Source organism: Enterobacteriaceae endosymbiont of Donacia piscatrix, from assembly GCF_012569525.1.
In the GTDB taxonomy this organism is placed as follows: domain Bacteria; phylum Pseudomonadota; class Gammaproteobacteria; order Enterobacterales; family Enterobacteriaceae.
Map to the genome: position 1 here is coordinate 107,794 of NZ_CP046200.1, position 24,614 is coordinate 132,407.

General features: G+C 21.0%; 19 protein-coding genes, 1 tRNA gene and 3 pseudogenes. 6 read left to right on the plus strand and 17 right to left on the minus strand.

The genetic code is table 11. The features are described 5' to 3' along the window. A partial coding sequence (locus GJT96_RS00600; protein ID WP_211080506.1) for a hypothetical protein occupies window positions 1-182 on the minus strand: 182 nt, incomplete at its 3' end. A 238-nt stretch (window positions 183-420) separates the two neighbouring features. Here GJT96_RS00600 and hslV point away from each other — a divergent pair. Beyond that, window positions 421-948 (plus strand): ATP-dependent protease subunit HslV, encoded by a 528-nt coding sequence (hslV, locus tag GJT96_RS00605; RefSeq protein ID WP_169780319.1) that lies wholly within the window; start codon window positions 421-423, stop codon window positions 946-948. 20 nt (window positions 949-968) lie between these two features. After that, window positions 969-2,288 (plus strand): ATP-dependent protease ATPase subunit HslU, encoded by a 1,320-nt coding sequence (gene hslU, locus GJT96_RS00610; protein WP_169780320.1) that lies wholly within the window; start codon window positions 969-971, stop codon window positions 2,286-2,288. Window positions 2,289-2,374: 86 nt separating this feature from the next. Here hslU and hisIE read toward each other — a convergent pair whose 3' ends face one another. From hisIE to rnhA, 9 genes and pseudogenes are all read right to left on the minus strand, one after another. Beyond that, entirely contained in the window at window positions 2,375-2,980 is a 606-nt protein-coding gene (gene hisIE, locus GJT96_RS00615) for a bifunctional phosphoribosyl-AMP cyclohydrolase/phosphoribosyl-ATP diphosphatase HisIE (protein ID WP_169780321.1), read from the minus strand. Then, window positions 2,974-3,753 carry an imidazole glycerol phosphate synthase subunit HisF gene (gene hisF / locus GJT96_RS00620; RefSeq protein WP_169780322.1) on the minus strand — a complete coding sequence of 260 codons (780 nt, stop codon included), beginning with the start codon at window positions 3,751-3,753 and terminating at the stop codon, window positions 2,974-2,976. The genes hisIE and hisF overlap by 7 nt, the downstream gene beginning before the upstream one ends. After that, on the minus strand, window positions 3,735-4,475 hold the full coding sequence (locus GJT96_RS00625) for a 1-(5-phosphoribosyl)-5-[(5-phosphoribosylamino)methylideneamino]imidazole-4-carboxamide isomerase (protein ID WP_169780323.1): 741 nt from the start codon (window positions 4,473-4,475) through the stop codon (window positions 3,735-3,737). The genes hisF and GJT96_RS00625 overlap by 19 nt, the downstream gene beginning before the upstream one ends. A gap of 10 nt (window positions 4,476-4,485) precedes the next feature. Next, the gene (hisH, locus tag GJT96_RS00630; protein WP_169780324.1) at window positions 4,486-5,076 is read right to left on the minus strand and encodes an imidazole glycerol phosphate synthase subunit HisH; all 591 of its coding nucleotides are present in this window, start codon (window positions 5,074-5,076) and stop codon (window positions 4,486-4,488) included. Beyond that, window positions 5,073-6,140: a bifunctional histidinol-phosphatase/imidazoleglycerol-phosphate dehydratase HisB gene (gene hisB / locus GJT96_RS00635; protein ID WP_169780325.1), complete on the minus strand. Its 1,068-nt coding sequence runs from the start codon at window positions 6,138-6,140 to the stop codon at window positions 5,073-5,075. Before hisB ends, hisH begins: the two co-directional genes overlap by 4 nt. A gap of 22 nt (window positions 6,141-6,162) precedes the next feature. Continuing rightward, window positions 6,163-7,257, minus strand: a complete 1,095-nt coding sequence (hisC, locus tag GJT96_RS02335; RefSeq protein ID WP_425591413.1) for a histidinol-phosphate transaminase — start codon at window positions 7,255-7,257, stop codon at window positions 6,163-6,165. After that, a pseudogene (gene hisD / locus GJT96_RS02340) lies at window positions 7,240-8,556 on the minus strand (histidinol dehydrogenase); the annotation flags it as partial. The pseudogene hisD and the gene hisC, both read right to left, overlap by 18 nt. Beyond that, window positions 8,540-9,466, minus strand: a pseudogene (gene hisG, locus GJT96_RS00645) (ATP phosphoribosyltransferase). The pseudogenes hisD and hisG, both read right to left, overlap by 17 nt. 142 nt (window positions 9,467-9,608) lie before the next feature. Next, window positions 9,609-10,079 (minus strand): ribonuclease HI, encoded by a 471-nt coding sequence (rnhA, locus tag GJT96_RS00650; RefSeq protein ID WP_169780326.1) that lies wholly within the window; start codon window positions 10,077-10,079, stop codon window positions 9,609-9,611. Window positions 10,080-10,117: 38 nt separating this feature from the next. Between rnhA and dnaQ the strand changes: the two genes are divergently transcribed. Then, window positions 10,118-10,849: a DNA polymerase III subunit epsilon gene (dnaQ, locus tag GJT96_RS00655; protein WP_169780327.1), complete on the plus strand. Its 732-nt coding sequence runs from the start codon at window positions 10,118-10,120 to the stop codon at window positions 10,847-10,849. A 48-nt stretch (window positions 10,850-10,897) separates the two neighbouring features. Next, window positions 10,898-10,971 (plus strand) — tRNA-Asp (locus GJT96_RS00660). Between the two features lie 39 nt (window positions 10,972-11,010). On the opposite strand, the gene GJT96_RS00665 is transcribed toward GJT96_RS00660, so the two are convergent. The 4 genes from GJT96_RS00665 to tkt form a co-directional block, all read right to left on the minus strand. After that, complete coding sequence (locus GJT96_RS00665) at window positions 11,011-11,844, minus strand: mechanosensitive ion channel family protein (RefSeq protein WP_169780328.1); 834 nt, start codon at window positions 11,842-11,844, stop codon at window positions 11,011-11,013. A 63-nt stretch (window positions 11,845-11,907) separates the two neighbouring features. After that, the gene (gene fbaA, locus GJT96_RS00670) at window positions 11,908-12,987 is read right to left on the minus strand and encodes a class II fructose-bisphosphate aldolase (RefSeq protein WP_169780329.1); all 1,080 of its coding nucleotides are present in this window, start codon (window positions 12,985-12,987) and stop codon (window positions 11,908-11,910) included. Between the two features lie 66 nt (window positions 12,988-13,053). Beyond that, a complete protein-coding gene (locus GJT96_RS00675; protein WP_169780330.1) occupies window positions 13,054-14,208 on the minus strand; it encodes a phosphoglycerate kinase in 1,155 nt (384 codons plus the stop codon). A gap of 37 nt (window positions 14,209-14,245) precedes the next feature. After that, on the minus strand, window positions 14,246-16,252 hold the full coding sequence (gene tkt, locus GJT96_RS00680; protein WP_169780331.1) for a transketolase: 2,007 nt from the start codon (window positions 16,250-16,252) through the stop codon (window positions 14,246-14,248). A gap of 195 nt (window positions 16,253-16,447) precedes the next feature. Between tkt and metK the strand changes: the two genes are divergently transcribed. After that, on the plus strand, window positions 16,448-17,605 hold the full coding sequence (metK, locus tag GJT96_RS00685; RefSeq protein WP_169780332.1) for a methionine adenosyltransferase: 1,158 nt from the start codon (window positions 16,448-16,450) through the stop codon (window positions 17,603-17,605). A 42-nt stretch (window positions 17,606-17,647) separates the two neighbouring features. On the opposite strand, the gene gyrA is transcribed toward metK, so the two are convergent. The 3 genes and pseudogenes from gyrA to GJT96_RS00700 form a co-directional block, all read right to left on the minus strand. Beyond that, window positions 17,648-20,185 (minus strand): DNA gyrase subunit A, encoded by a 2,538-nt coding sequence (gyrA, locus tag GJT96_RS00690; protein WP_169780333.1) that lies wholly within the window; start codon window positions 20,183-20,185, stop codon window positions 17,648-17,650. A gap of 115 nt (window positions 20,186-20,300) precedes the next feature. Further along, window positions 20,301-22,676: pseudogene (gene mutS, locus GJT96_RS00695) on the minus strand (DNA mismatch repair protein MutS); the annotation flags it as partial. A gap of 93 nt (window positions 22,677-22,769) precedes the next feature. Next, window positions 22,770-23,498 carry a Bax inhibitor-1/YccA family protein gene (locus GJT96_RS00700; RefSeq protein WP_169780335.1) on the minus strand — a complete coding sequence of 243 codons (729 nt, stop codon included), beginning with the start codon at window positions 23,496-23,498 and terminating at the stop codon, window positions 22,770-22,772. Between the two features lie 135 nt (window positions 23,499-23,633). Between GJT96_RS00700 and rsmH the strand changes: the two genes are divergently transcribed. Then, on the plus strand, window positions 23,634-24,563 hold the full coding sequence (gene rsmH, locus GJT96_RS00705) for a 16S rRNA (cytosine(1402)-N(4))-methyltransferase RsmH (RefSeq protein ID WP_169780336.1): 930 nt from the start codon (window positions 23,634-23,636) through the stop codon (window positions 24,561-24,563). Window positions 24,564-24,614: the final 51 nt, after the last annotated feature.

A 24,614-nucleotide genomic window follows, 5' to 3' on the forward strand; every position in this document is an offset into this window, starting at 1 on the left:
AATAAGGATATTTGAGACAAAGTAATATTTTTTTCTTGTAAAAAATTATTAAGTAATTGTAATATACATTTTATATGAGAATAAGGAGAATATTGTATTTTATTATAAATAATATCATCTTTTTTTAGAGATAGTAAACAATATTCAGTAGATGTATCAATTATTAAAATATTATTTTTCATATAGATATTAATTAATATAAATTTATTGTTTAAAATAAAAATTATGTTATAATTTTACTGTTTTAATAAAATTTATGATTATTTTATCATTAATTATAATATAATTTTTCATGAAATCAAATATGAAATATTAGTTTAATTTGATTATTATTTTAATAAATTTTTTTAAAAATATAATTATTATTTATTTTTTTATGAAATTTTAAAAAAAATAATAATTATAATGAGGAACAAACTCATGACAACAATAGTTAGTGTAAGGAGAAATGGTAATGTAGTTATTGGTGGTGATGGACAAGCAACTTTTGGTCATATTATAATGAAAGGAAATGTAAAAAAAATTCGTAAATTGTATAATGATACGGTGGTTGCTGGTTTTGCTGGTGGTACTGCCGATGCTTTTACTCTTTTTGAATTATTTGAACAAAAATTAGAAATACATCAAGGACATTTAATTAAATCAGCAGTTGAATTAGCAAAAGATTGGAGAACAGATCGTATTTTACGTAAATTAGAAGCATTATTAGTAATAGCAGATAAAATTACTTCTCTAATTATTACAGGTAGTGGAGATGTTATACAACCTGAAAATAATATAGTAACTATCGGTTCTGGTGGCCCATATGCACAAGCATCAGCTCGTGCTTTATTCGAAAATACTAATTTAAGTGCATATGAAATAGTAAAAAAATCTTTAAATATAGCTGGAGATATTTGTATATATACAAACCATAATTTTACTATTGAAGAATTACCATCTAAATAATTATAAGGAAAATTTTCACTATGTCTGAAATGACCCCAAAAGAAATTGTAAATGAATTAGATAAATTTATTATTGGCCAAAAAAGTGCAAAAAAGGCAGTTGCAATTGCTTTAAGAAATCGTTGGCGTCGTATACAATTAGATGAAAATTTAAGATTAGAAGTAACACCTAAAAACATATTAATGATAGGTCCTACAGGTGTAGGAAAAACAGAAATTGCACGTAGATTAGCAAAATTAGCTAATGCACCTTTTATTAAGGTAGAAGCGACTAAATTTACTGAAATTGGTTATGTAGGAAAAGAAGTAGATTCTATTATTCGCGATTTAACTGATGTTGCAATAAAAATGATAAGAATACAATCATTTAATAAAAATTGTTATAGAGCAAAAGAAATGGCAGAAGAAAGAATTATTAATGTATTAATACCTAATAAAAGCTATTGGAATAAAAATGATGATATTGAATCTATCCGTAAAAAATTAAAAAATAAATTAAAAAATGGATTATTAGATAATCAAGAAATTGAAATTAATTTATCTAGTACCCCTATGGGTATTGAAATTATGGCACCACCTGGGATGGAAGAAATGACTAGTCAATTACAATCTTTATTCCAAAATTTAGGAGGAAATAAACAAAAAAAACGTAAATTAAAAATTAAAGATGCAATTAAGCTATTAATAGAAGAAGAAGCTAACAAATTAGTTAATAATGAAGATATTAAACAAAAAGCTATAGAGGCAGTAGAACAAAATGGTATAGTTTTTTTAGATGAAATAGATAAAATTTGTAGAAGAAGTAATAATGTATCTTCTGATATTTCTAGAGAAGGTGTACAAAGAGATTTATTACCTTTAGTTGAAGGATGTACAGTATCAACAAAACATGGTATGGTTAAAACAGATTACATTTTATTTATTGCTTCAGGATCATTTCAAATTTCAAAACCTTCTGATTTAATACCCGAATTACAAGGTAGATTACCTATTAGAGTAGAATTGAAAGCATTAACTAGCAATGATTTTGAAAGAATTCTTATAGAGCCTAATGCGTCTATAACAGTTCAATATAAAGCTTTATTAGCTACAGAAAAAGTAGATATTATCTTTACGAAAGATGGTATAAAAAAAATAGCAGAATCTGCTTGGAAAGTTAATGAAACAACAGAAAATATAGGAGCTAGAAGATTACATACTGTACTTGAATATTTAATGTCAGATATTTCTTATAATACTGATGAATATAATAATAAATCAATTATTATTGATGAAAAATATGTAAGTCAACATCTTGATTCACTTGTTATTAACGAAGATATTAGTAGATATATTTTATAATATTTAGAGTTTTTATTTAAAATTATTAAATGTTGTTTTTTAAACTTTAGAAATTTAAAATAAAATTCAATTAATAAATATTTAAATCAAGAATTTCTTATTTTTAAGATTTTAATAACATCTTTTAAATTAATATTTTTTATTTTTAATAAAACTATTAAATGATATATTAAGTCTGCTGTTTCTTGTATAGTTTTTTTTTTATTATTATCGTTTGCTGCTATAATAGTTTCTATAGCTTCTTCTCCTACTTTTTGAGTAATTCTTTTTACCCCACTTTGATATAATTTATAAGTATATGAAGATTCTATAGAAAATTTTTTTTTTTTATCCAAAATTTTTTCTAATAAATATAAAAAAGTAAAATCAGATATTGTTTTTTTAAAACAACTATTTTCATTTAAATGACATGTATTATTTATAGAAATAACTAATATAAGAAGTGTATCTTTATCACAATCAGTTGTAATTTTTTTTACATATAAAAAATTACCTGTTGTTTCTCCTTTAGTCCATATTTTTTTTTTAGTTCGAGAAAAAAATGTAACTTTTTTAGTTTTTAAAGTAATATTAAGAGATTCCTTATTCATATAAGCATGCATAAGTATTTGTCCAGAAATTTTATGTTGTATTATAGTTGGAATTAATCCATTTGTTTTAACCCAATTTAAATTATTTAAAAAATTTAACATATTCTTACCTCAATATTTTTTTTATGCAAAAATTTTTTTAATGTTTTAATATTAATAATATTTTTATGAAATACTGATGCAGCTAAAGCACCATCAACATTTATTTTTTTTTGAAAAACATTATAAAAATCTTCTACAGAACCTGCACCTCCAGATGCTATTAAAGGTATTTTACAAATTTTTCTTATTTTTTTTAAAAAATTTATATCATAACCATTACATAATCCATCTTGATTCATCATATTTAAAACTATTTCACCTGCTCCTAATTTTTGGACATATTTTATCCATTCAGTTGTTTCCCAATTTGTTATTTTTATATTTTTTTGATTACCAGTATATTTATAAACATAATATTTTTGGGTTTCCTTGTCATACCAAGAATCTATTCCTATAACAATACATTGTTTACCAAAATAATTAGATAATTTACTTATTAAATTAGGATTATTTAATGCAGGAGTATTAATTGATATTTTTTCTACTCCTAAATGTAATATTTTAGCAGCATCATCTATAGATGTAATTCCTCCTGCAACACAAATTGGGATACTAATAATCTTAGAAATTTCAGATATCCATCTTTTATTAACTAATTCTTTATTAATTGATGCATTTATATCATAAAATACTAATTCATCAGCACCATCTTTATCATATTTTTTAGCTAAAGATAAAATATTTCCTATAATTTGATGATTTTTAAATTGTTTTCCTTTAACTACTACATCTTTTTTTACATCTAAACAAGGAATTATCCTTTTTGCCAACATAAATTAGCCTCTTTAATAGTAAATTTTTTTTCTAAAAATGCTCTTCCTATAATTATATCTTTTACTCCAGTATTTTTTAAATTAATAATATCTTGTAAGGAAGATATACCTCCTGAAGCTTGAAATGATATTTCAGGATATTTTTTAACTATTTCAGTATATAAATTTATATTTGGTCCTAAAAAAGTTCCATCTCGAGAAATATCTGTACATAAAACATATTTTAAACCTAAATATAAAAATTTTTCTATAATATCTTCAAAAATTATATTACTTGTATTTTGCCATCCATTAATAAAAATTATTTTTTCATTATTTTGATTATATTTTATATCTAAAGCTAAAATAATAGAAAATGGATTATATAATTTAAATATTTTTTTTATATTTTCAAAATTTTGTAGGATAAAAGATCCTAATATAACTTGAGAATTAGGTATTAAATTAAAAATAAAATCTATATCTTTTTTAGATCTTATACCTCCCCCAATTTGTATTGGAGGTAAATGATATTTAGAAATTTTTTTTAATAACATTAATTGTTTTTTATCAGGATTTTTTGCGCCATCCAAATCTATAAGATGAATTTTATGAACATTTTCTTTAATATATTTTTTTATATAAAAAGTAGGTGTGTATAAATATTCACGTTTTAAATTAAATTTACCTTGATGTAATCTAACTACTTTACCTTTTATTAAATCAATTGCTGGGATAATCATATTTATAATTTCACATATTTAAAAAATTTTTAATTAATTGAATACCATTAATTCCTGATCTTTCTGGATGAAATTGTACTCCAAAGAAATTTTTTTTTTGAATAACTGAACTGAACATTTTTCCATAAGTAGTTGTAGCTATTGTATAATTATTCATACATATACTATAACTATGTGAAAAATAAAAATAAGAATTTCTATTAATTTTATTAAATAATGGTGATTTAATAGTATTATTTACTTTATTCCATCCCATATGAGGAATAGGAATGTATTTATTATCCATTAAATGGACAGAATAATCTATAATACCTAATGTTAGGGTACCCCCATTTTCTTCACTATATTGTCCAAATATTTGCATTCCTAAACATATTCCTAAAATATCTATTTTACAATTTTGAATTAATTGAATTAAATTATCTTTTTTTAATTTTTTTATTATAGATTTAGCAGAACCTATACCTGGTAAAAAAATTTTATCAGCATTTGAAATTAAATTTTTATTATTTGTAATTTTAGAGTTAAATCCTAATTTTTTTATAGTAAATTTTAAAGAACAAAAATTACCACAAGAAGTATCTATAATAACAATTTTCAATTTAAAACTCCTTTTGTGCTAGGAATAATATTATGTTCAATTTTGATAGCTTGTTTTAAAGAACAAGCAAATGCTTTAAATAAACTTTCAATTTTATGATGATCATTTTCTCCAGTTACTTTTAAATGTATGTTACATAACATAGAATATGATAATGAATAAAAAAAATGTTTAATCATTTCAGTATTTAAATCTCCAATCTTTTGGTATTTAAATTGTACATCATATTGTAAATATGGTCTTCCTGATAAATCTAATGAACATTGTGCTAATGATTCATCCATTGGCAATAAAAAACCAAATCTGTTAATACCCTTTTTATTGCCGATTGCTTTAGTGAAAGCTTTTCCTAAAGCAATAGCAATATCTTCTATTGTATGATGATCATCAATAAATAAATCTCCATTACTATAAATATTTAAAGTAAAACCTCCATGTATTGCTATTTGTTCTAACATGTGATCTAAAAAATTAATTCCAGTATTAATATTACATTTACTAAATTTATCTAAAAATAATTCTACATATATTATAGTTTCTTTTGTTATTTTTCTTATTATAGCATATCTTTTTATTGATGTTAATTTAGCTAAAATATCTAACCAATTACAAGTTTTTTTATTATATAAAATACCTTTAATACCAATATTATTAGCTAATTTCATATCAATAATACGATCCCCTATAACATAGCTATTTTTTTTATCTAAAGAATTATTTAAATATTGTTTTAACATTGTTATATTTGGTTTTCTACATATGCATTTTTCATAAGAAAAATGAGGACAAATAAGAATATTTTCAAACTCTATATTTTGTGATTTAAATATATTAATCATGAAATTATGAGGAATATTAAAAGATTCATATGGGAAAAATTCTGTACCTAACCCATCTTGGTTAGTAACCATAATAAATAAATAAGAAAGTTTTTTTAATCTCGATAGTGTAAGAATAACGTTTTTTTCAAAAAATAATTTATTAATATGATCAATTTGAAAATTATTTTTAGGTTCAGATATTAAGGTACCATCTCTATCTATAAAAAGTATTTTTTTAAGCATAAATTATTTCTTATAAAATTAATTAAGATATTTTTTGTAATGTAAAAAATAATTTTTTACATTCATCAAATGTTCCTATTGTAATTCTTAAACAATTATTTAGTATTTTTTCATGGTTTTGATTTCGTACAATTATATTATTTTCATTTAAAATATCAAAAATAATTTTTGAATTATAAAATTTTACTAAGATAAAATTAGTTTTACTAGTAAAAATTTTTTTTATACAACTACAATTACTTAATTTTTTTATTAACCATTTTTTATTATTTATAATTGTTTTAACATTATTATTCATAATAACTAAATTTTTTGTACTTAAAGCTTGTATTGCAATATCTAAAACTGGAATAGATATTGGATATGGTGCTATAACTTTAAGTAATATATTTATAATATATTTGTTTGTTAAAATAAAACCACAACGTAAACCTGCTAAACCAAATGCTTTAGATAAAGTTCTTAATATAATTAAATTTTCATATTTATTAATTAAATAAATCATAGTATGATTTAAACAAAATTCAATATATGCTTCATCAATAACAATTATTATTTTATTTTTTGTTAATTCTAATAATTGTATTATATTATCTTTATTTAAAATATTTCCTGTAGGATTATTAGGATTGCAGAAATAGATAATTTTAATATTTTTAAGATTTTTTTTAATTTCATTAAAATTTATTTTCCAATTATCATTAATACTAAAAATCATTAAATATTTAATATTTAATATTTCAGCAGTAACACGATACATATCGTATGTAGGAGGACAAAATAAAATTTTGTCATATTCTTGATTACAAAATGTTCTCATAATTATATCTATACCTTCATCTGCTCCTCTAGTAATTAAAATATTTTCATTATTTAAATTAATATATTTACTATAAAAATTAAGTAATTCTTTAGGTTGTTGTTCTGGATATCTATTCAATATTCTATTATTAATAGAAAATAATGAAATAATAGGAGATTCATTTGCATTTAACATAATTTTATTATTAATATTATTTTTATATAATAATCTTGCTGATTTATATGGAATTAAATTTAGAATATTTTTTTTAACTATTTGATTAATATTTTTAATTTTTTTTTTTTGTTGATTTATAAAATTTTTTCTTATTGTTACAGAATTACTATGACCTAACAAATTTTCTGTTTTTGCCATAGTTTCTACTGTAAAAGAAATATTTAATAAACCATTTTTTGTTAATTTTTGTACAGATATTTTTTTTTGAAAATCAGAAATACTTAAACAAGAATAAGTTGAAGCATAACCATATGTAGGCAAAACATGGTTAGTTCCAGAAGCATAATCTCCTACTGATTCAGGAGCCCAATTACCTAAAAAAATAGATCCTGCATTAATAATATTAGATAAAATTTCTTTATAATTTTTACATTGAATAATAAGATGTTCAGGTGAATATGTATTCACTATATTAATACATTCATCTATATTATCCACTATTATAATGTAACTATTATTAAGTGATTTTACTATTATATTTTTTTTAGGTATTTTTTTTAATTGTTTAAAAATATTTTGTTTAACTAATTTTCCAATTTTTTCTTCAGTAGTTATTAATAATACTTGTGAGTCAATACCATGTTCTGCTTGTGATAATAAATCTGCTATAATAAATTTATAATTTGCTGATTCATCTGCAATAATCATTAATTCTGATGGACCAGCTGGCATATCTATAGAAGTTTTATTAAAAAAATTAGTATTATTACTAACTTGTTTTTTAGCTTCTGTAACATAAATATTTCCAGGACCAAAAATTTTATCTACTTTATTAACAGATTTTGTTCCATAAGCCATAGCTGCTATAGCATGTGCACCTCCTATTTGAAATATATTTTGTATATTACATAAATTAGCGGCAAATAAAATTTCATTAGAAATTGGTGGAGGAGAACATAAAATAATATTAGGACATAATGCTATTTGTGCCGGTATTCCTAACATTAATACTGTAGAAAATAATGATGATGTTCCTCCTGGAACATATAACCCTATTTTAGATATAGGACGAAAAATATGACTACAAAATACTCCAGGTATAATTTCAATTATTTTTTTTTTTATAATTTGATATTTATGAAATTTATAAATATTATTATATGCATTTTGTATTGCATTTTTTACATTATGATTTATATGAAATTTTGAATTAAATATTTGTTCTTTATTTATTTGTAAATTATCAATTTTAATTTTATCAAATAATAAACTATATTTTTTTAAAGCAATATCACCATTTTCTTTAACTTGTTTTAAAATATTTTTTACATTATTCTTAATTTTTTTATCTATAAAAGATAGAGGTCGAGACAATATTCTTTTTTTGTAATTTTTATTACAATTTTTCCAATAAATAATATTATTTATAATATTCATTATTACTCCATAATTTTTCAATAGGAAAAATTAAGATAGAATTAATTTTTAATAATTTTAATTTTTCTATTATTTTTCAAAATAATTTTTTATATTTTTATATATATCAATATGTAATGAAATTTTTTCTGTTTCTCCTATTAATAGTAAAATAATTAAATTTTTTTATATATGATAATAATAAAAATGCTTATTTTAATTTTTTACTTGAAATATGTAAAGTAATATATTTTGATGTTTTTGTTTGAATTATTCCTTTGATTCTAGTTAATAATTTATTTATTAATTTTTGTTTAAAATATGATATTTTATCATAACGTTGTACTAAACATGCTTGAGAATTATATATAACTTCTACTTCTTTAATACCATTTGCTTCTAATGTTGCTCCTGTAGAAACTAAATCACAAATAACATCAGATAAACCAACTTTTGGTGCTAATTCTACTGAACCATTTAAAATGCAAAACTTAAATTTGATATGATGTTGATGAAGATACTTTTTTAATAAATTAGGATAAGATGTTGCAATACAAGTATTTTGTAAAGATTTTAATCCTAAATAATTTTTATTTATAGGTATTGCTATTGATAATCGACATATACCAAAATCTAATTTACGTAATATTATATATTTTGCATTATAACCCTTAGATACTCTATTTAATACTTCTTCTTCTAAAACATTTTTACCTATAATTCCTAAATCAACAACACCTTCCATAATTAAATTAGGAATATCGTCATCACGTACTCTTAAGATATCAATTGGCATATTTTCTGCAAAAACTATTAACCGTTGTTGTCGTAAATTAATTTTAAGACCACAATTCTTTAATAGTTTACTAGTTTCATTACTTAAACGACCAGATTTTTGCATAGCTATACGTAAACGATTATTATCTAACATACTATATACCTTTATTAAAAATAATTTAGTTTAAATTTAGAACATAAATGTAATTTTAAAATTAATTAGTTAATTTAAACTTAAAGAAGTTATGTTAAAATAACAACTATTTTTTATAATTTTACATAAGTATTTAAAATTTTTAATTTTTTATTTTTATATATCCTAAATCTTCTTCTATAGGATTTTTAGCTAAAATACGAGCTAGTTTATCACATCGCTTATTTATAAGATGAGATGAATGACTTTTAATCCATTTCCATGAAATTTTATGATGAATTAAAGATAATTCTAATCTTTTCCACAAGTCGATATTTTTTACTTTTTGTTTATTATTACGTTTCCAATTAGATTTTTTCCAATTATATATCCATTTTGTAATTCCTTTTTTTAAATATTTACTGTCAGTAGTTATTATAATATTACAATTTTCTTTTAAAGATTCTAACGCGATTATAGAGGCCATTAATTCCATTCTATTATTAGTTGTTAAAAAAAAACCTTTAGTTAAAATTTTTTCATATTTATGATATTGTATAATAGCAGCGCATCCTCCTGGACCTGGATTATTTATACAAGAACCATCTGTAAAAATTTTTATATTTTTATACATATTTTTTTATTAAAATTAATATTACTTATATAACAAATATGAAAAAATTAAATATACGTCAAGTAGTTTTAGATACAGAAACAACTGGAATGAATTCGTTTCCTCCATATTATATAGGACATCGTATTATTGAAATAGGAATTATAGAAATTATTAATCGTAATATTACTAAAAATTATTTTCACGAATATATAAATCCACAAAAAATAATAAGTAAAGAAGCATTTAATATTCATGGTATTTCTAATAAATTTATATCTAAAAAACCAATTTTTGCTAAAATTGTACATAATTTTTTAAATTATATTAAAGAATCAGAACTTATCATTCATAATGCTCAATTTGATGTTGATTTTTTAAATTATGAATTATCATTATTAAAAAATAATTTACCTAAAATTGAAGATATTTGTACAATTACAGATACATTAAAAATAGCTAGAAATATATTTCCTGGAAAAAGAAATTCTTTAAATTCTTTGTGTTCACGGTTTAATATAGATAGAAGTGAACGTACTTTACATGGTGCTTTATTAGATGCAAAGCTCTTATCACATGTCTTTTTATCTATGACTACTAAACAAAATAATTTTAAATTAGAATTATTAAAAGAAAAAAATAATATAATTCATATTAATGATTTTAAAAAATTTTTTAAAACAAAAAAAAAATTATTAATTATAATAAAAGCTTCTAATGAAGAATTAAAATTACATAATTTAAAATTAAATTTAATTAAAAAAAAATGTGGTTTTATTTTATGGAAATAAAAAAAAATTATTGATAATAATAATATATTCTTCTATAATATAGAATATGGTGCGATAGTTCAGTTGGTTAGAATACCGGCTTGTCACGCCGGGGGTCGCGGGTTCAACTCCCGTTCGCACCGTATATTTAGAATTTAAAATAGAAATATTATAGATATTATCTAGTCGTTATTAATCCATAAAACACAAGATTTGTTATATAATTCTAAGTTATTTTTAATAATATTTATTAAATCTGAACAAATTTCTTTTTTATTTATAAAATCATTTATCCAAAAAAAAACACTAAAATTAATAGAACTATTAGTAATCCCATCAACAACAACATTAACAATAGAATTTTTTATTATTTTATCATTTAGTGAAATAGTATCTAATAAAATTTTTTTAATTGTATTAATATCATTTTGTATTAATTCTCTTGAAAGACTTAAAGTAATTTTGTTACGATATTCATTTGATTTAGAAAAATTTATTATATTTTCTGTTAAAATCTTTCCATTAGGTACTGATATAATATTTCCATCAAATGTTTTTAAAAGAGTACAAAAAATTTCTACATTAGTTATTTTACCAGTTACATTACTTATATTAATATAATCTCCTACTTTAAAAATGCGAAAAGTAATAATTAATAATCCTGAAGCTAAATTTGCTAATGCACTTTGCCATGCTAAACCTATTACTAATCCTATAGTACCAAATGCAGCAAAAATTGATGATGTTCTTAACCCAATACTACTTAAAGCACTAACTATAACAAAAATAATAAAACTATATTTAAAAACATTTGTGAGAAATCCGATAGTAATCGGATCTATATTCCTTTTAGTAAAAACATTTCTTATAGTTTTAGTACTAAATTTAACACTCCATAATCCAAAAAATAAAACCATACCTGCTAAAATAAAATGTTCACATTGATATAAAATAAAAATTTTATTTTTAAATATCCACATTTTTATAAAATCTAATACACTAATAAACTTATTCATATTTTAATAATCCATTGTATAAAATAATTTGTATTTTGTTTTATAATTTAAATAATTTAGTTTTTATAATATATTAATTGCATTTAATTCTTTAAATGTTCTTTCTAATCGTTTTTTCATAGAAATTTGTGATGCTCTAATCCATGATCTAGGATCATAATATTTTTTATTAGGTTTATTTAAACCTTCTGGATTACCTAATTGTTTTTGTAAATAAAATTTATATTTTTTATAAAAATTTAATATACCTTTCCATGTAGCCCATTGGGTATCTGTATCAATATTCATTTTAACAACACCATATCTTATGGCTTGTTTGATTTCTTTTATTGACGATCCAGAACCTCCATGAAATACAAAATTTATAGGATTTTTATATAGATGATGTTTTTTACTAATAAATTTTTGTGATTTTTTTAAGATTTTAGGTAATAATTTTATATTTCCTGTTTGATATACTCCATGTACATTACCAAAAGAAGCAGCAATAATAAATTGTGAACTAATTAATTTTAATTTTTCATATGCATAATTTACATCATTAGGATCAGTATATAATAATTTTTTATTTAAATTACTATTATTAATACCGTCTTCTTCACCTCCGGTACATCCTAATTCTATTTCTAATGTCATTTGCATTTTTGACATTCTTTTTAAATAAGAACTACATATTTTAATATTATCTTTTATCGATTCTTTAGATAAATCTATCATATGTGATGAAAACAAAGATTTTTTATATTTCAAATAATATTTTTCATTTTCATATAATAAATCATTAATCCAAGATAACTTATTTTTTGGGCAATGATCAGTATGTAAAATAACTGGTATACCATAATATTGTGCAGTGTTATGAACATGTTTAGCTCCAGATATAGCACCTATTATAGATGCTAATCTAGGATTAATTATTTGTAATCCTTTACCAGCAATAAAAGCAGCTCCTTCATTTGAAAATTGGATAATTACTGGAGATTTCATCTTTGCTGCAGTTTCTAATACTATATTAATAGAATCAGTACCTACACAATTAATGGCTGGTATAGCAAAATTATTTTTTTTAGCTATTTTAAATATAGTTTGTACATCATGACCAACAACTACACCAGGTTTTACATAATTTAAAATTTTAGACATAATATACACTTTACATTTAATAATTTTTTATTAGATATTTTATAATTTTAATTATAAGATTTCATTTTATGAAATATTTTCTAATAGAGTTGTAACAGGTAATTTGTTTTTTTCTATATATTTTAAAAAAGCTCCCCCACCTGTAGAAATATAAGAGATTTTATTAAAAACATTAAATAATTCTAGTGCAGCTAATGTATCTCCTCCACCTACAATAGAAAAAATATTATTATCAATAATAGCATTAATAATACTTTCAGTACCTTTTCTAAAATTTTTAAATTCGAATACTCCAACTGGTCCATTCCATAAAACAGTTTTAGCTTTTTTAAGTTCATTTTGAATTATATTTATAGTTTTATGTCCTATATCTAAAATTTTTTCATTTTTTGAAATATTAGTAATTTTTTTTGTTTTTATTAAAGTATTATTTGAGTTAGTTGTACTAACAATACAATCAATGGGAATAATTATATTTTTACATTTTTGAATTATTTCTTGAGCTAATAAAATTGCATTAGGTTCATATAATGAATTACCAATATTATTATTTAATGCAATTAATGTATTAGCGATACCTCCTCCTACAATAACTTTATCTGATAATTTAGATAATTTTTTTAAAATATTAAATTTAGTTGATATTTTTGATCCACCAATGATTGATATTATTGGTTTTAAAGGATTTTTTAAAAATTTTGTTAGATTTTTTATTTCATTTATTAATAAAAAACCTGCACAAGATTGTTTAGCAAATTTGATAATACCATAAGTAGAAGAATGAATACGATGAGAAGTTGCAAATGCATCCATTACAAAAATATCACATAAAGATGCATATTTTTTAGCTAATTTTTCATTATTACTTTTTTCACCAATATTAAAACGCACATTTTCTAAAAGAATAATTTCGTTATCTTTAAATTTTAAACCATTTAAATAATCTTTTTTTAAAATAACTTTATGATTTAAAATTTCTGTTAAATATATACTTATTTTTTTAAGAGATAAAGAATTATTATATTTTCCCTCAACAGGATTTCCTAAATGAGAAGCTATAATAATCTTACATTTTTTATTTAAAGCATATTTAATAGTAGGTAATGATAATTTAATTCTAATATCTGATTTAATATTACCATTTAAATCTATTGGTACATTTAAATCAGATCTAATTAATATTATTTTATTTTGAATATTTAAATCTAAAATACTTAACATAAATGTTTTAATCCTATTTTTTTTAATTAAAAAATGATTAATTATATAATTTAAAAAAATTTTTTATTTTTGATAAAATATTTTCAATAGTAAAACCAAATTTTTTAAACAATTTTTTTTCAGAAGCAGAATATCCAAAAGTATTTATACCAATAACAATACCAGTTAAACCTACATATTTATACCAAAAATCTTTAGATCCTGCTTCAATTGCTATTTTACATTTTACATAACTAGGTAATACATAATTTTTATATTCTTTACTTTGTTTATCAAAAATATCAGTAGAAGGCATAGATATAACTCTAACTTTATATTTTAAAATAGATAATTTTTCATATACTTTAATAGCTAAAGATACTTCTGATCCAGTAGCTATTAATATAATTTGAGGATTTTTATCTATACAATCTTTTAAAATATAGCCTCCATATGATATATATGATATAGTTTTTTCATTTCTTTTTTGTGTAGGTAAAATTTGTCTTGATAAAACTAAAATAGTTGGTTTTTTTTTATTTTCAATACCTATTTTCCACGCTATAGCTGTTTCAATTACATCACATGGACGCCAAATATTTATATTGGGTATTAATCTTAAACTAGATAATTGTTCTATTGGTTGGTGTGTTGGTCCATCTTCTCCTAACCCTATAGAATCATGAGTATAAATCATTATATTTCTAATTTTCATTAATGCTGCCATTCTTATGGCATTACGACAATAATCTGAAAAAACTAAAAAAGTAGCTGTATAAGTAATAAATCCATTATATAAAGAAATACCATTAGAAATGGCAGTCATGCCAAATTCTCTTACACCATAATAAATATAATTACCATCTTTAAATTCATTAATTGGTTTAGAACTATCTAATATAGTTAAATTACTATGAGATAAATCTGCAGAACCACCTAATAATTCAGGTAGTAATTTTGAATATTTTTGTAGAATATATTGTGATGATTGTCTTGTTGAAAAATTTAAATTGCTATTATTTAATTCTAAAAGAAATTTATTAATTTTATTTTCCCAATCATAAGGAAGAATTTTACTAATTCTTCTTTTAAATTCTTTTGCTAAAATTGGAAATTTATAACAATAATTTTTAAACATCTTTTTCCATTTTTGTTCTTTTATATAACCTATTTTTTTTGCATCCCACGCTTTATAAATATATGAAGGAATTTCAAAAGATTTAAAATTCCATTTTAAATGTTTTCTTGTTAATAAAACTTCTTTTTTTCCTAAGGGTGATCCATGTGAAATATTTTTACCTGCTTTATTAGGTGAACCAAAAGCAATAATTGTGTTACAAATTAATAATGATGGTTTATTATTTGTATTTGATTTAACTTTTTTAATAGCTTTTTCTATAATTTCAGAATTGTGACCATCTATATTAGATAATACATTCCAACCATAAGATTCAAATCTTTTTTTAGTATTTTCATTAAACCATCCTTTAATATTTCCATCTATAGATATTTGATTATTATCATAAAATACTATTAATTTTTTTAATTTTAATGTTCCAGCCAATGAACAAACTTCATGTGAAATACCTTCCATTAAACATCCATCACCTACAAAAACATAAATATAATGATCAATAATATTAAAATTTAATTTATTAAATTGTGCAGATAATATTTTTTCTGCTATAGCCATACCAACAGCATTCGCTAATCCTTGTCCTAAAGGACCTGTACTAGTTTCAATACCTGGAGTATTTAATTCTGGATGTCCTGGTGTTTTAGAATTTAATTTACGAAAATTTTTTAAATCAGAAATAGATAAATTATATCCAGTAAGATGTAATAAACTATAAAGTAACATTACACAATGTCCATTAGATAAAATGAATCTATCACGATTTATCCACATAGGATTACTAGGATTATGATTTAAAAATTTACGCCAAAGTGCTTCTGCTATATCTGCCATTCCCATTGGAGCTCCAGGATGTCCTGAATTAGCATTTTCTATAGAATCTATACTTAAAAATCTAATAGCATTAACTATATCTTTTCTAAAATTCATAATATACTTTATCCCTAAATTTAAAAATATTTCATAAAAAAATCTTTATATAAAGAAATATATAGGTAAAATGTTTTAAAATCTATTTATTGTAATTTTAAAATTTTTAATAAATTAAAAATTTTAATTTTATATGCATTTTTTTTAAAAAAATATATAATAAAATTATTAAAGTATTTATGGGAAATAATATTAATGACAGAATATCTATTTACTTCAGAATCTGTATCAGAAGGTCATCCAGATAAGGTTGCAGATCAAATTTCTGATGCAATATTAGATAATATAATAAAACAAGATATTGAATCACGTGTAGCATGTGAAACATATATTAAAAATAATATGGTATTAATCGGAGGAGAAATAACTACTAAAGCTAATATAAATATAGAAAAAATAACAAGAAAAACTATAAAAGAAATTGGATATACTAATTCTGATATAGGTTTTAATGCTAATACATGTACAATATTAAATATTTTAAGTAAACAATCAGATGATATTAATCAAGGAATTACATCTAATTTAGATAAATATAATCAAAAAGCAGGAGATCAAGGTTTTGTATTTGGATATGCTACTAATGAAACCGATGTTTTTATGCCAGCACCTATTATTTATGCACACAAATTAATGTATCAACAATCACAAGTTAGAAAAAAAAAAATTTTATCATGGTTGGAACCAGATGCAAAAAGTCAAATTACATTTAAATATAAAAAAAATAAAATTATAAATATAGATTCTGTTGTTTTATCTACACAAACTTCTAAAGAAATATCTTCTAAAAAATTAACAGAAGCAGTTATGGAAGAAATTATTAAACCAGTATTACCAAAAAAATGGATTAATAAACAAACTAAATTTTTTATTAATCCTTCTGGACGTTTTATCATAGGAGGTCCTTTTGGGGATTGTGGTTTAACAGGAAGAAAAATTATTGTAGATACTTATGGTGGTATGGCTAGACATGGAGGAGGTGCATTTTCAGGGAAAGATCCATCAAAAATAGATAGATCTGCTGCATATGCAGCAAGATATATAGCAAAAAATATAGTTGCTTCAAATTTAGCTTCACGTTGTGAAATACAAATTGCATATATTATTGGTATTGCTAAACCAATTTCAATTATGGTAAATACTTTTGGTACTAGTAAAATTTCTGATAAAAATATTATGTTATTTATTAAAAATAATTTTGATTTACGACCTTTTAATTTAATTAAAATGCTAAATCTTTTAAAACCTATATACAAAAAAACTGCATCTTATGGACATTTTGGTAGAAATATTTTTACATGGGAAAAAACAAATAAAATAAATGAATTTAAAAAAGTTTTTAATATTAAATAAAATTATATTTATTTAATATTTATAAATAAAAAAAATGAATTGTTAAATTTTTTGTAATCCTATTACTTTTTCATTAGGTTTAGTTTTAATTATAATAACACCTTTAGTATTACGTCCAATAACAGAAATTTCAGATATATTAATACGTATTAATGTACCCATATTTGTTATTATAATAATTTGATTATTTTGTTCAACATTTAAAGATCCTACTAATAATCCATTTTTTTTATTAATTATCATTGATAAAATTCCTTTAGTATATCTAGATCGTGTAGGAAATAATTTATTCTTTGTACATTTACCATATCCATTTTCTGTTATAGTAAAAATATTACCCTTAAAAAGGGGTTTAATAATAGTTAATGAAATAACAAAATCATTTTTTTGTTTTAAAATATTAATTCCTTTTACCCCCATTGTATTTCTTCCTGTAGATCTTACTTTTGTTTCACAAAATTTTACTACTTTACCTTGTGAGGTAAATAACATAATTTTATCTTTTATATCTACAATAGATACTTCAATTAAAATATCATTTTTTTTTAATTTAATTGCAATAATACCTTTAGATCTTGGATGACTAAATTGTTTTAAATTAATTTTTTTTACTATTCCTTGTTTAGTTACCATAATTAAATTAGAATTATTTTTATATTCATTTACTATTAATAAACTAGTAATCTTTTCATTCTTTTTTAATGGAATTAAATTAATAATAGGTTTTCCTTGAGATAATCTACTAAACCTAGGAATATTATATACTTTTAACCAATATAATTTACCTATATTAGAAAATAATAAAATATTATCATGAGTATAAGCTATTAAAATTTTGTAAATAAAATCATTTTCTTTTAATTTTGTAGTTAATTTTCCTTTACCCCCTCTATGTTGTAGATGATATTCATCAATTTTTTGATATTTTATATATCCTTGATAAGATAAAGTGATAATAACTTTTTCATGTTTAATTAAATCTTTTGTATTTATAATATGTTTATTATTATCTAAAATAATTTCAGTTTTTCTTTTATCTCCAAATTCTTTTTTAATTGTAATTAATTCATTATATATTACTTTCATTAAATATTTATAATTATTAATAATTTTAACTAATTTAGAAATTTTATATATCAAGTTTTGATATTCAATACATAATTTTTTATATTCTAATTTTGTTAATTTATTTAATTTTAAATCTAAAATAGCCGAAACTTGATTATAACTAAAATGATAGTTTTGATTAAATTTTACTAAATTAGAATTAGTTAAATAACTATTTAACAGTTTTTGTTCTTGAAATAAGAATAACTGTGATATATCTGGTATTTTCCAAGATTTTATACAAATCTCATTTTTTATATTTTCTGATATTTTATCAGAACGTATAATTTTTATTATTTCTTGTATATTTAATAAAGCAACTATTAATCCTTCTAGGATATGTGCTTTATTACGAGCTTTTTTAATTTGATAATTTGTTCTTCTTATTACTATTTCACGACGATGAGAAATAAAAGCTTTAATAATATCTTTTAAAGACATTAAAATAGGTTCACCTTTATATAAAGAAATCATATTCATACTAAAAGTAGTTTGTAGAGATGTTAATGTATATAAATGATTTAAAATAACATTAGTGGAAATATTTATTTTTACTTTAATTAAAATTCTTATTCCATCTTTATCTGATTCATCTCTTAAAGTTCTAATTCCTTGAATTTTTTTTTCTTTTATTAATAAAGCTATTTTTTTTATTAATTTAGCCTTATTTACTTGATAAGGTAATTCATAAATTATAATAGTTTTATAATTTTTTTTTTTATTTTTAATAACTTTAGTACGTCCTCTAAGAAAAATTTTACCTTTACCGGTAGAATAAGCATTTTTAATGCCATTTACACCATAAATAATACCTGATGTAGGAAAATCTGGTCCAGGAATATAATTCATTAATTCTTTTATAGAAATTTTGTTATTATTTATATAAGCTAAACAACCATCAATTACTTCAGTAATATTATGAGGAGGTATATTAGTCGTCATACCTACAGCTATTCCTGATGATCCATTTATTAATAAATTAGGTATTTTAGTAGGCATTATTTCAGGAATTTTTTCTGTTCCATCATAATTAGATAAATAATTAACTGTATTTTTTTCTAGATCATTAGTAATTTCCTGAGATATTTTAGCCATTTTAATTTCTGTATAACGCATAGCTGCGGCTGAATCTCCATCAATAGATCCAAAATTTCCCTGTCCCTTAATTAAAGGATACCTTAATGAAAATGATTGAACTAATCTCACAATTGTATCATATACTGCATTATCACCATGTGGATGATATTTACCAATAACATCTCCTACTATTCTAGCTGATTTTTTATAAGGCCTATTAAAAGTATTACCTAATATATACATTGCGTACAATATACGTCTATGTACAGGTTTTAATCCGTCTCTTACATCTGGTAAAGCTCTACCAATTATTACTGACATTGCATAATCTAAATAAGAATTTTTTAATTCTTCTTCAATATTAATTAATTTTACTTCTTTAGCAAAAGAATTCATGTAAATAAATATCCTTTAAACTTTAATTAAATTAATTTTTTAGTTATAAAACTAATAGAATTTATATTTATTTAAACCTAACTTTTATAAAAATTTAGTTTAAAGTATTATGATTTTCTAATTGTTTAATTTTTTTTTTTGCCTGATTAATAACTTCTTTAGGAATTCCTGCTAAGGATGCTACAAATAAACCATAATTTTTATTTATTGATCCATTTTTAATTTTATGTAAAAAAACAATAGAATTATTTAATTCTATTGCGTCAAAATATACATTTTGTATACATTTATTTGTATTTTTTAAAAAAGTTAATTCAATATAATTAGTAGCAAATAAAGTAAGTGATTTAATTTTTTTTGCTATATTTTCTGCACAAGCCCATGCAATAGCTAAACCATCATGTGTAGAAGTTCCTCTTCCTACTTCATCCATTAAAACTAAACTTTTATTTGTTGCATTTCTTAAAATATTTGCTGTTTCTATCATTTCTACCATAAAAGTAGATAATCCAGAAGAAATATCATCAGTTGATCCTATTCTAGTAAAAATTCTATCTATTGGTCCTATAATAGCTTTTTCTGCTGGAACATAACTTCCTATATAGGTCATTAAAATAATTAATGCAATTTGTCTCATGTACGTGCTTTTCCCTCCCATATTTGGGCCAGTTATCATTAACATATGATTTTTTTCTGTTAAAAATATATTATTAGGTATAAATGGTAATTTTTTAATATTTTCTACAACAGGATGTCTTGAATTAGTTAAAGATATTCCTATTTTTTTATCAATGATAGGACAAGTATAATTTAAAGTTAAAGAACGTTCAGCTAAATTACATAGTACATCTAATTCTGATAAATATAATGACAATTTTTGTAAATCTTTTAAAAAAGGATTTATATAATGAAACAGTTGATTATATAAAGTTTTTTCTAAATTTAAAAGTTTTTCTTTAGAAAATAAAATATCTTTTTGATATTTTTGTAATTCTGGAATTATATATCTATTAAAATTTTTTAAAGTCTGAATTTGAATATATTTATTTGGTATATTTAATTTATAATTTTTACTAATTTGAATATAATATCCATGAATTGTATTAAAACCTATTTTTAATTTTTCTAATTTTAATAATTTTTGTTCTTTTTTTTCTAAAAAAGATAAATATTTTTTAGAATTTTGTGAAAATTTTCTTAATTTATCTAGTAAAGGATTATATCCAGTAGCTATAACATTACCATCTTTTAAAGAAAGAGAAGGTTTTTTCTTTATAGATTTTATTAAAAATTTTTTTAATTTAGAAAATAGTCCTAAATTTAAAATTTTTAATTTTATTTCACAAATATCTATAATATTTATTATTTTATAGATTTTAGGTAAATAAATTAATGTATTTCTTAAAGAAACTAAATCATTAGGTCTAGCAGTTTTTAACGCTAATCTAGCAATAATTCTTTCGATATCATTAATTTTTAATAAATTTTTCTGAAATTTTAAATAATATTGTTGTAATATAGAAATATTTTTTTGTCTATTTAAAATAATTTTTGTATTTCTTATTGGATTATTTAACCAACGTTTTAATAAACGACTACCCATGCTAGTTGTAGTACAATCTAATACCTTAATTAAGGTATTGTTACTATTACCAGAAATACTATTAATAATTTCTAAATTTTTACGAGTATTTTCGTCTAAAATAATTTCATTATTATGGTTTTCTAAAAAAATATTATTAATATGAGGTAAATATATTTTTTGAGTATCTTGAACATACTGAAGTAAACAACCCGCGGCTCTAATAGCTAAAAATGAATTTTCAATACCAAAACTTTTTAAGTTTTGAGTTTTAAATTGCATATTTAATTTTTGTATAGATGTATCTGTGTCAAATTCCCATAACGGTCTACATTGAGTAAATTTTATTTTTTTTATTAAATTCATATTACTAAAATTTTCTGGATATAATAATTCTTTAGGATTTGTTCTTTGTAATTCTCCTGCAATTATATTAATATCTTTATTTTCTGTTACTCTAAAATCACCAGAACTAATATTTAACGTTGCATAACCAAATCCTAATTTTCTATCTTGATAAATAGAAGCTAATAAATTATCAACATTATCATTTAATAAAATATCATCACTAACTGTTCCAGGAGTAATAATGCGAACTATTTTCCTATCCAAAATTTTTTTTTTATATAACAACAAATTTTTATCTTCTATCTGTTCACAAATAGCTATTGATTCTCCTAATCTAATTAATTTTGATAAATAATTTTCAACTTTATTAACTGGTATACCTGCCATAGGAATAGGTTCCCCGTTAATTTTACCTCTTTTAGTTAATACAATATTTAATAATTGAGATACTTTTTTAGCATCTTTAAAAAACATCTCATAAAAATCTCCTAATCTATAAAAAAGGATAATTTTAGGATATTGTTTTTTTAATTTTAAATATTGTTTTATCATAGGTGTCATATTTTATATTTATAATTTTTAATTATATTGATTATTCTAATTTTTAAATTTATATAAAAGAAAACTAAATGATAATCTTTATATATAAAATTATTATTTATCATCATCATTATTATTAATCATGCGTAATATTACAAAAAATAAATTAATAAAATCTAAATATAACATAAGTGCCCCTAAAATAGCATATCTTCTTAAATTATCTTGATCTTGTTTATTTAAACTAATTTTTTTTGCAATATTTTTAAGTTTTTGAGTATCATAAGCAATGATTAATGTAAAAAAAATTACACCAAGATAATTAATTATAGATGTTATTAAACTATTTTGTAACCACAAATTTATAAAAGAGGCAATTAATGTACCAACAATTCCCATTATTATCATATTACCTAAATTACTCAGATTTTTTTTAGTAAAAAAACCCCAAATACACATAAATAAAAAAGTTAATGAAGTAGTTATAAATGCTGTAAAAATAGTATTTTGATTATATATGGAAAATATTCCAGCTGTTGTAAATCCTGTTAAGCATGAATAAAACATAAATAAAGTAGTTAATGTTTTTCCAGATAATTGATTTATAAGACTAGAAATAGTAAAAACTAATATAAATTGCACAAAACATATACTTAATAAAAAATACTTATTACTTAATAAGTATTTTGTAATTTGTATTGTATTAGATACATACCAAGCAATAAATGAAGTTAATAATAATCCACAAAACATCCACCCATATACTTTTTGAAAATATTTTTGTGTATAATTTTTTTCTTTTTTTAATAAAGTAGTACTTTTAAAATTTGGATATTCTATCATAAATATTACCTTTTAACAATTTAACCAAACTTTTAAATAAATATTAATTTATATTAAAAATATTTTAATTACAAATTAATATATTATATAATATAATATATTAATTATATAGTATTTAATTAAATTCAGTATCACATGATAAGTCATATTCCAGTCTTATTAGAAGAATCTATTAATAGTTTAAATATTAAAAAAAATGGAACATATATAGATGCAACATATGGTTGTGGAGGACATACAAAATTAATTTTATCTAGACTAAATAATCAAGGAAAAATTTATGCTATAGATCGAGATCTAAAAACATTATTAAAACATAAAATATTAGATAAAAGAATTATTTATATTAATAATAATTTTTCAAAGTTACAAAATTTATTTAAAAATAAAACAGATATAATAGATGGTATATTATTTGATTTAGGTATTTCTTCATTCCAATTAAATAATCCTAAAAGAGGTTTTTCTTATATGTTTAATGGACCATTAGATATGCGTATAAATCAAAATGAAAAAATTACTGCTCATGATTTATTAAAACATATAAATGTAAAAAAATTATCAAAAATATTAAAAATATATGGTGAAGAAAAATATCATAAAAAAATAGCATATAATATTAAAAAATATATATTTAATAATAAATTAAATAATACACGAGATTTATCATATGTAATATCTATAGTTAATAAAAAAAATAAATTTAAACATCCAGCAAAAAGATCTTTTCAAGCTATAAGAATTTTTTTAAATAAAGAGATAGAAGAATTAAAAAAAGGGTTAAATATTTCATTAAAACTATTAAAAATAGGAGGAATTATATCAATTATTAGTTTTCACTCTATAGAAGATAGGATTATAAAAAAATTTATGAAAAAACATAGTTCTTATCAAAATCAAATTAATAATAAATTACCTTTAACAAAAAAACAAATAGATAATTTTTATACTAAAAATAAAAAATTAACATTAAAAATTATTGGTAGAATTTTCCCTAATAAAAATGAAATTTTAAAAAATTCAAGATCTAGAAGTGCAATATTACGTATTGCACAAAAAATATAAAAAATACTAATTTTAGTATAAATATAATAATATAATTTATATTAAGGATTA

Excerpts from the sequence above, each read along its gene's own strand:
- tkt (WP_169780331.1), bottom strand. The coding sequence starts at position 16,252 with ATGAATTTTAGAAAAGATATAGTTAATGCTATTAGATTTTTAAGTATA.
- hslU (WP_169780320.1), top strand. The coding sequence starts at position 969 with ATGTCTGAAATGACCCCAAAAGAAATTGTAAATGAATTAGATAAATTT.
- GJT96_RS00675 (WP_169780330.1), bottom strand. The coding sequence starts at position 14,208 with ATGTTAAGTATTTTAGATTTAAATATTCAAAATAAAATAATATTAATT.
- metK (WP_169780332.1), top strand. The coding sequence starts at position 16,448 with ATGACAGAATATCTATTTACTTCAGAATCTGTATCAGAAGGTCATCCA.
- hisF (WP_169780322.1), bottom strand. The coding sequence starts at position 3,753 with ATGTTGGCAAAAAGGATAATTCCTTGTTTAGATGTAAAAAAAGATGTA.
- hslV (WP_169780319.1), top strand. The coding sequence starts at position 421 with ATGACAACAATAGTTAGTGTAAGGAGAAATGGTAATGTAGTTATTGGT.
- GJT96_RS00665 (WP_169780328.1), bottom strand. The coding sequence starts at position 11,844 with ATGAATAAGTTTATTAGTGTATTAGATTTTATAAAAATGTGGATATTT.
- GJT96_RS00625 (WP_169780323.1), bottom strand. The coding sequence starts at position 4,475 with ATGATTATCCCAGCAATTGATTTAATAAAAGGTAAAGTAGTTAGATTA.
- fbaA (WP_169780329.1), bottom strand. The coding sequence starts at position 12,987 with ATGTCTAAAATTTTAAATTATGTAAAACCTGGTGTAGTTGTTGGTCAT.
- gyrA (WP_169780333.1), bottom strand. The coding sequence starts at position 20,185 with ATGAATTCTTTTGCTAAAGAAGTAAAATTAATTAATATTGAAGAAGAA.
- GJT96_RS00700 (WP_169780335.1), bottom strand. The coding sequence starts at position 23,498 with ATGATAGAATATCCAAATTTTAAAAGTACTACTTTATTAAAAAAAGAA.
- hisB (WP_169780325.1), bottom strand. The coding sequence starts at position 6,140 with ATGCTTAAAAAAATACTTTTTATAGATAGAGATGGTACCTTAATATCT.
- rnhA (WP_169780326.1), bottom strand. The coding sequence starts at position 10,079 with ATGTATAAAAATATAAAAATTTTTACAGATGGTTCTTGTATAAATAAT.
- rsmH (WP_169780336.1), top strand. The coding sequence starts at position 23,634 with ATGATAAGTCATATTCCAGTCTTATTAGAAGAATCTATTAATAGTTTA.
- dnaQ (WP_169780327.1), top strand. The coding sequence starts at position 10,118 with ATGAAAAAATTAAATATACGTCAAGTAGTTTTAGATACAGAAACAACT.
- hisIE (WP_169780321.1), bottom strand. The coding sequence starts at position 2,980 with ATGTTAAATTTTTTAAATAATTTAAATTGGGTTAAAACAAATGGATTA.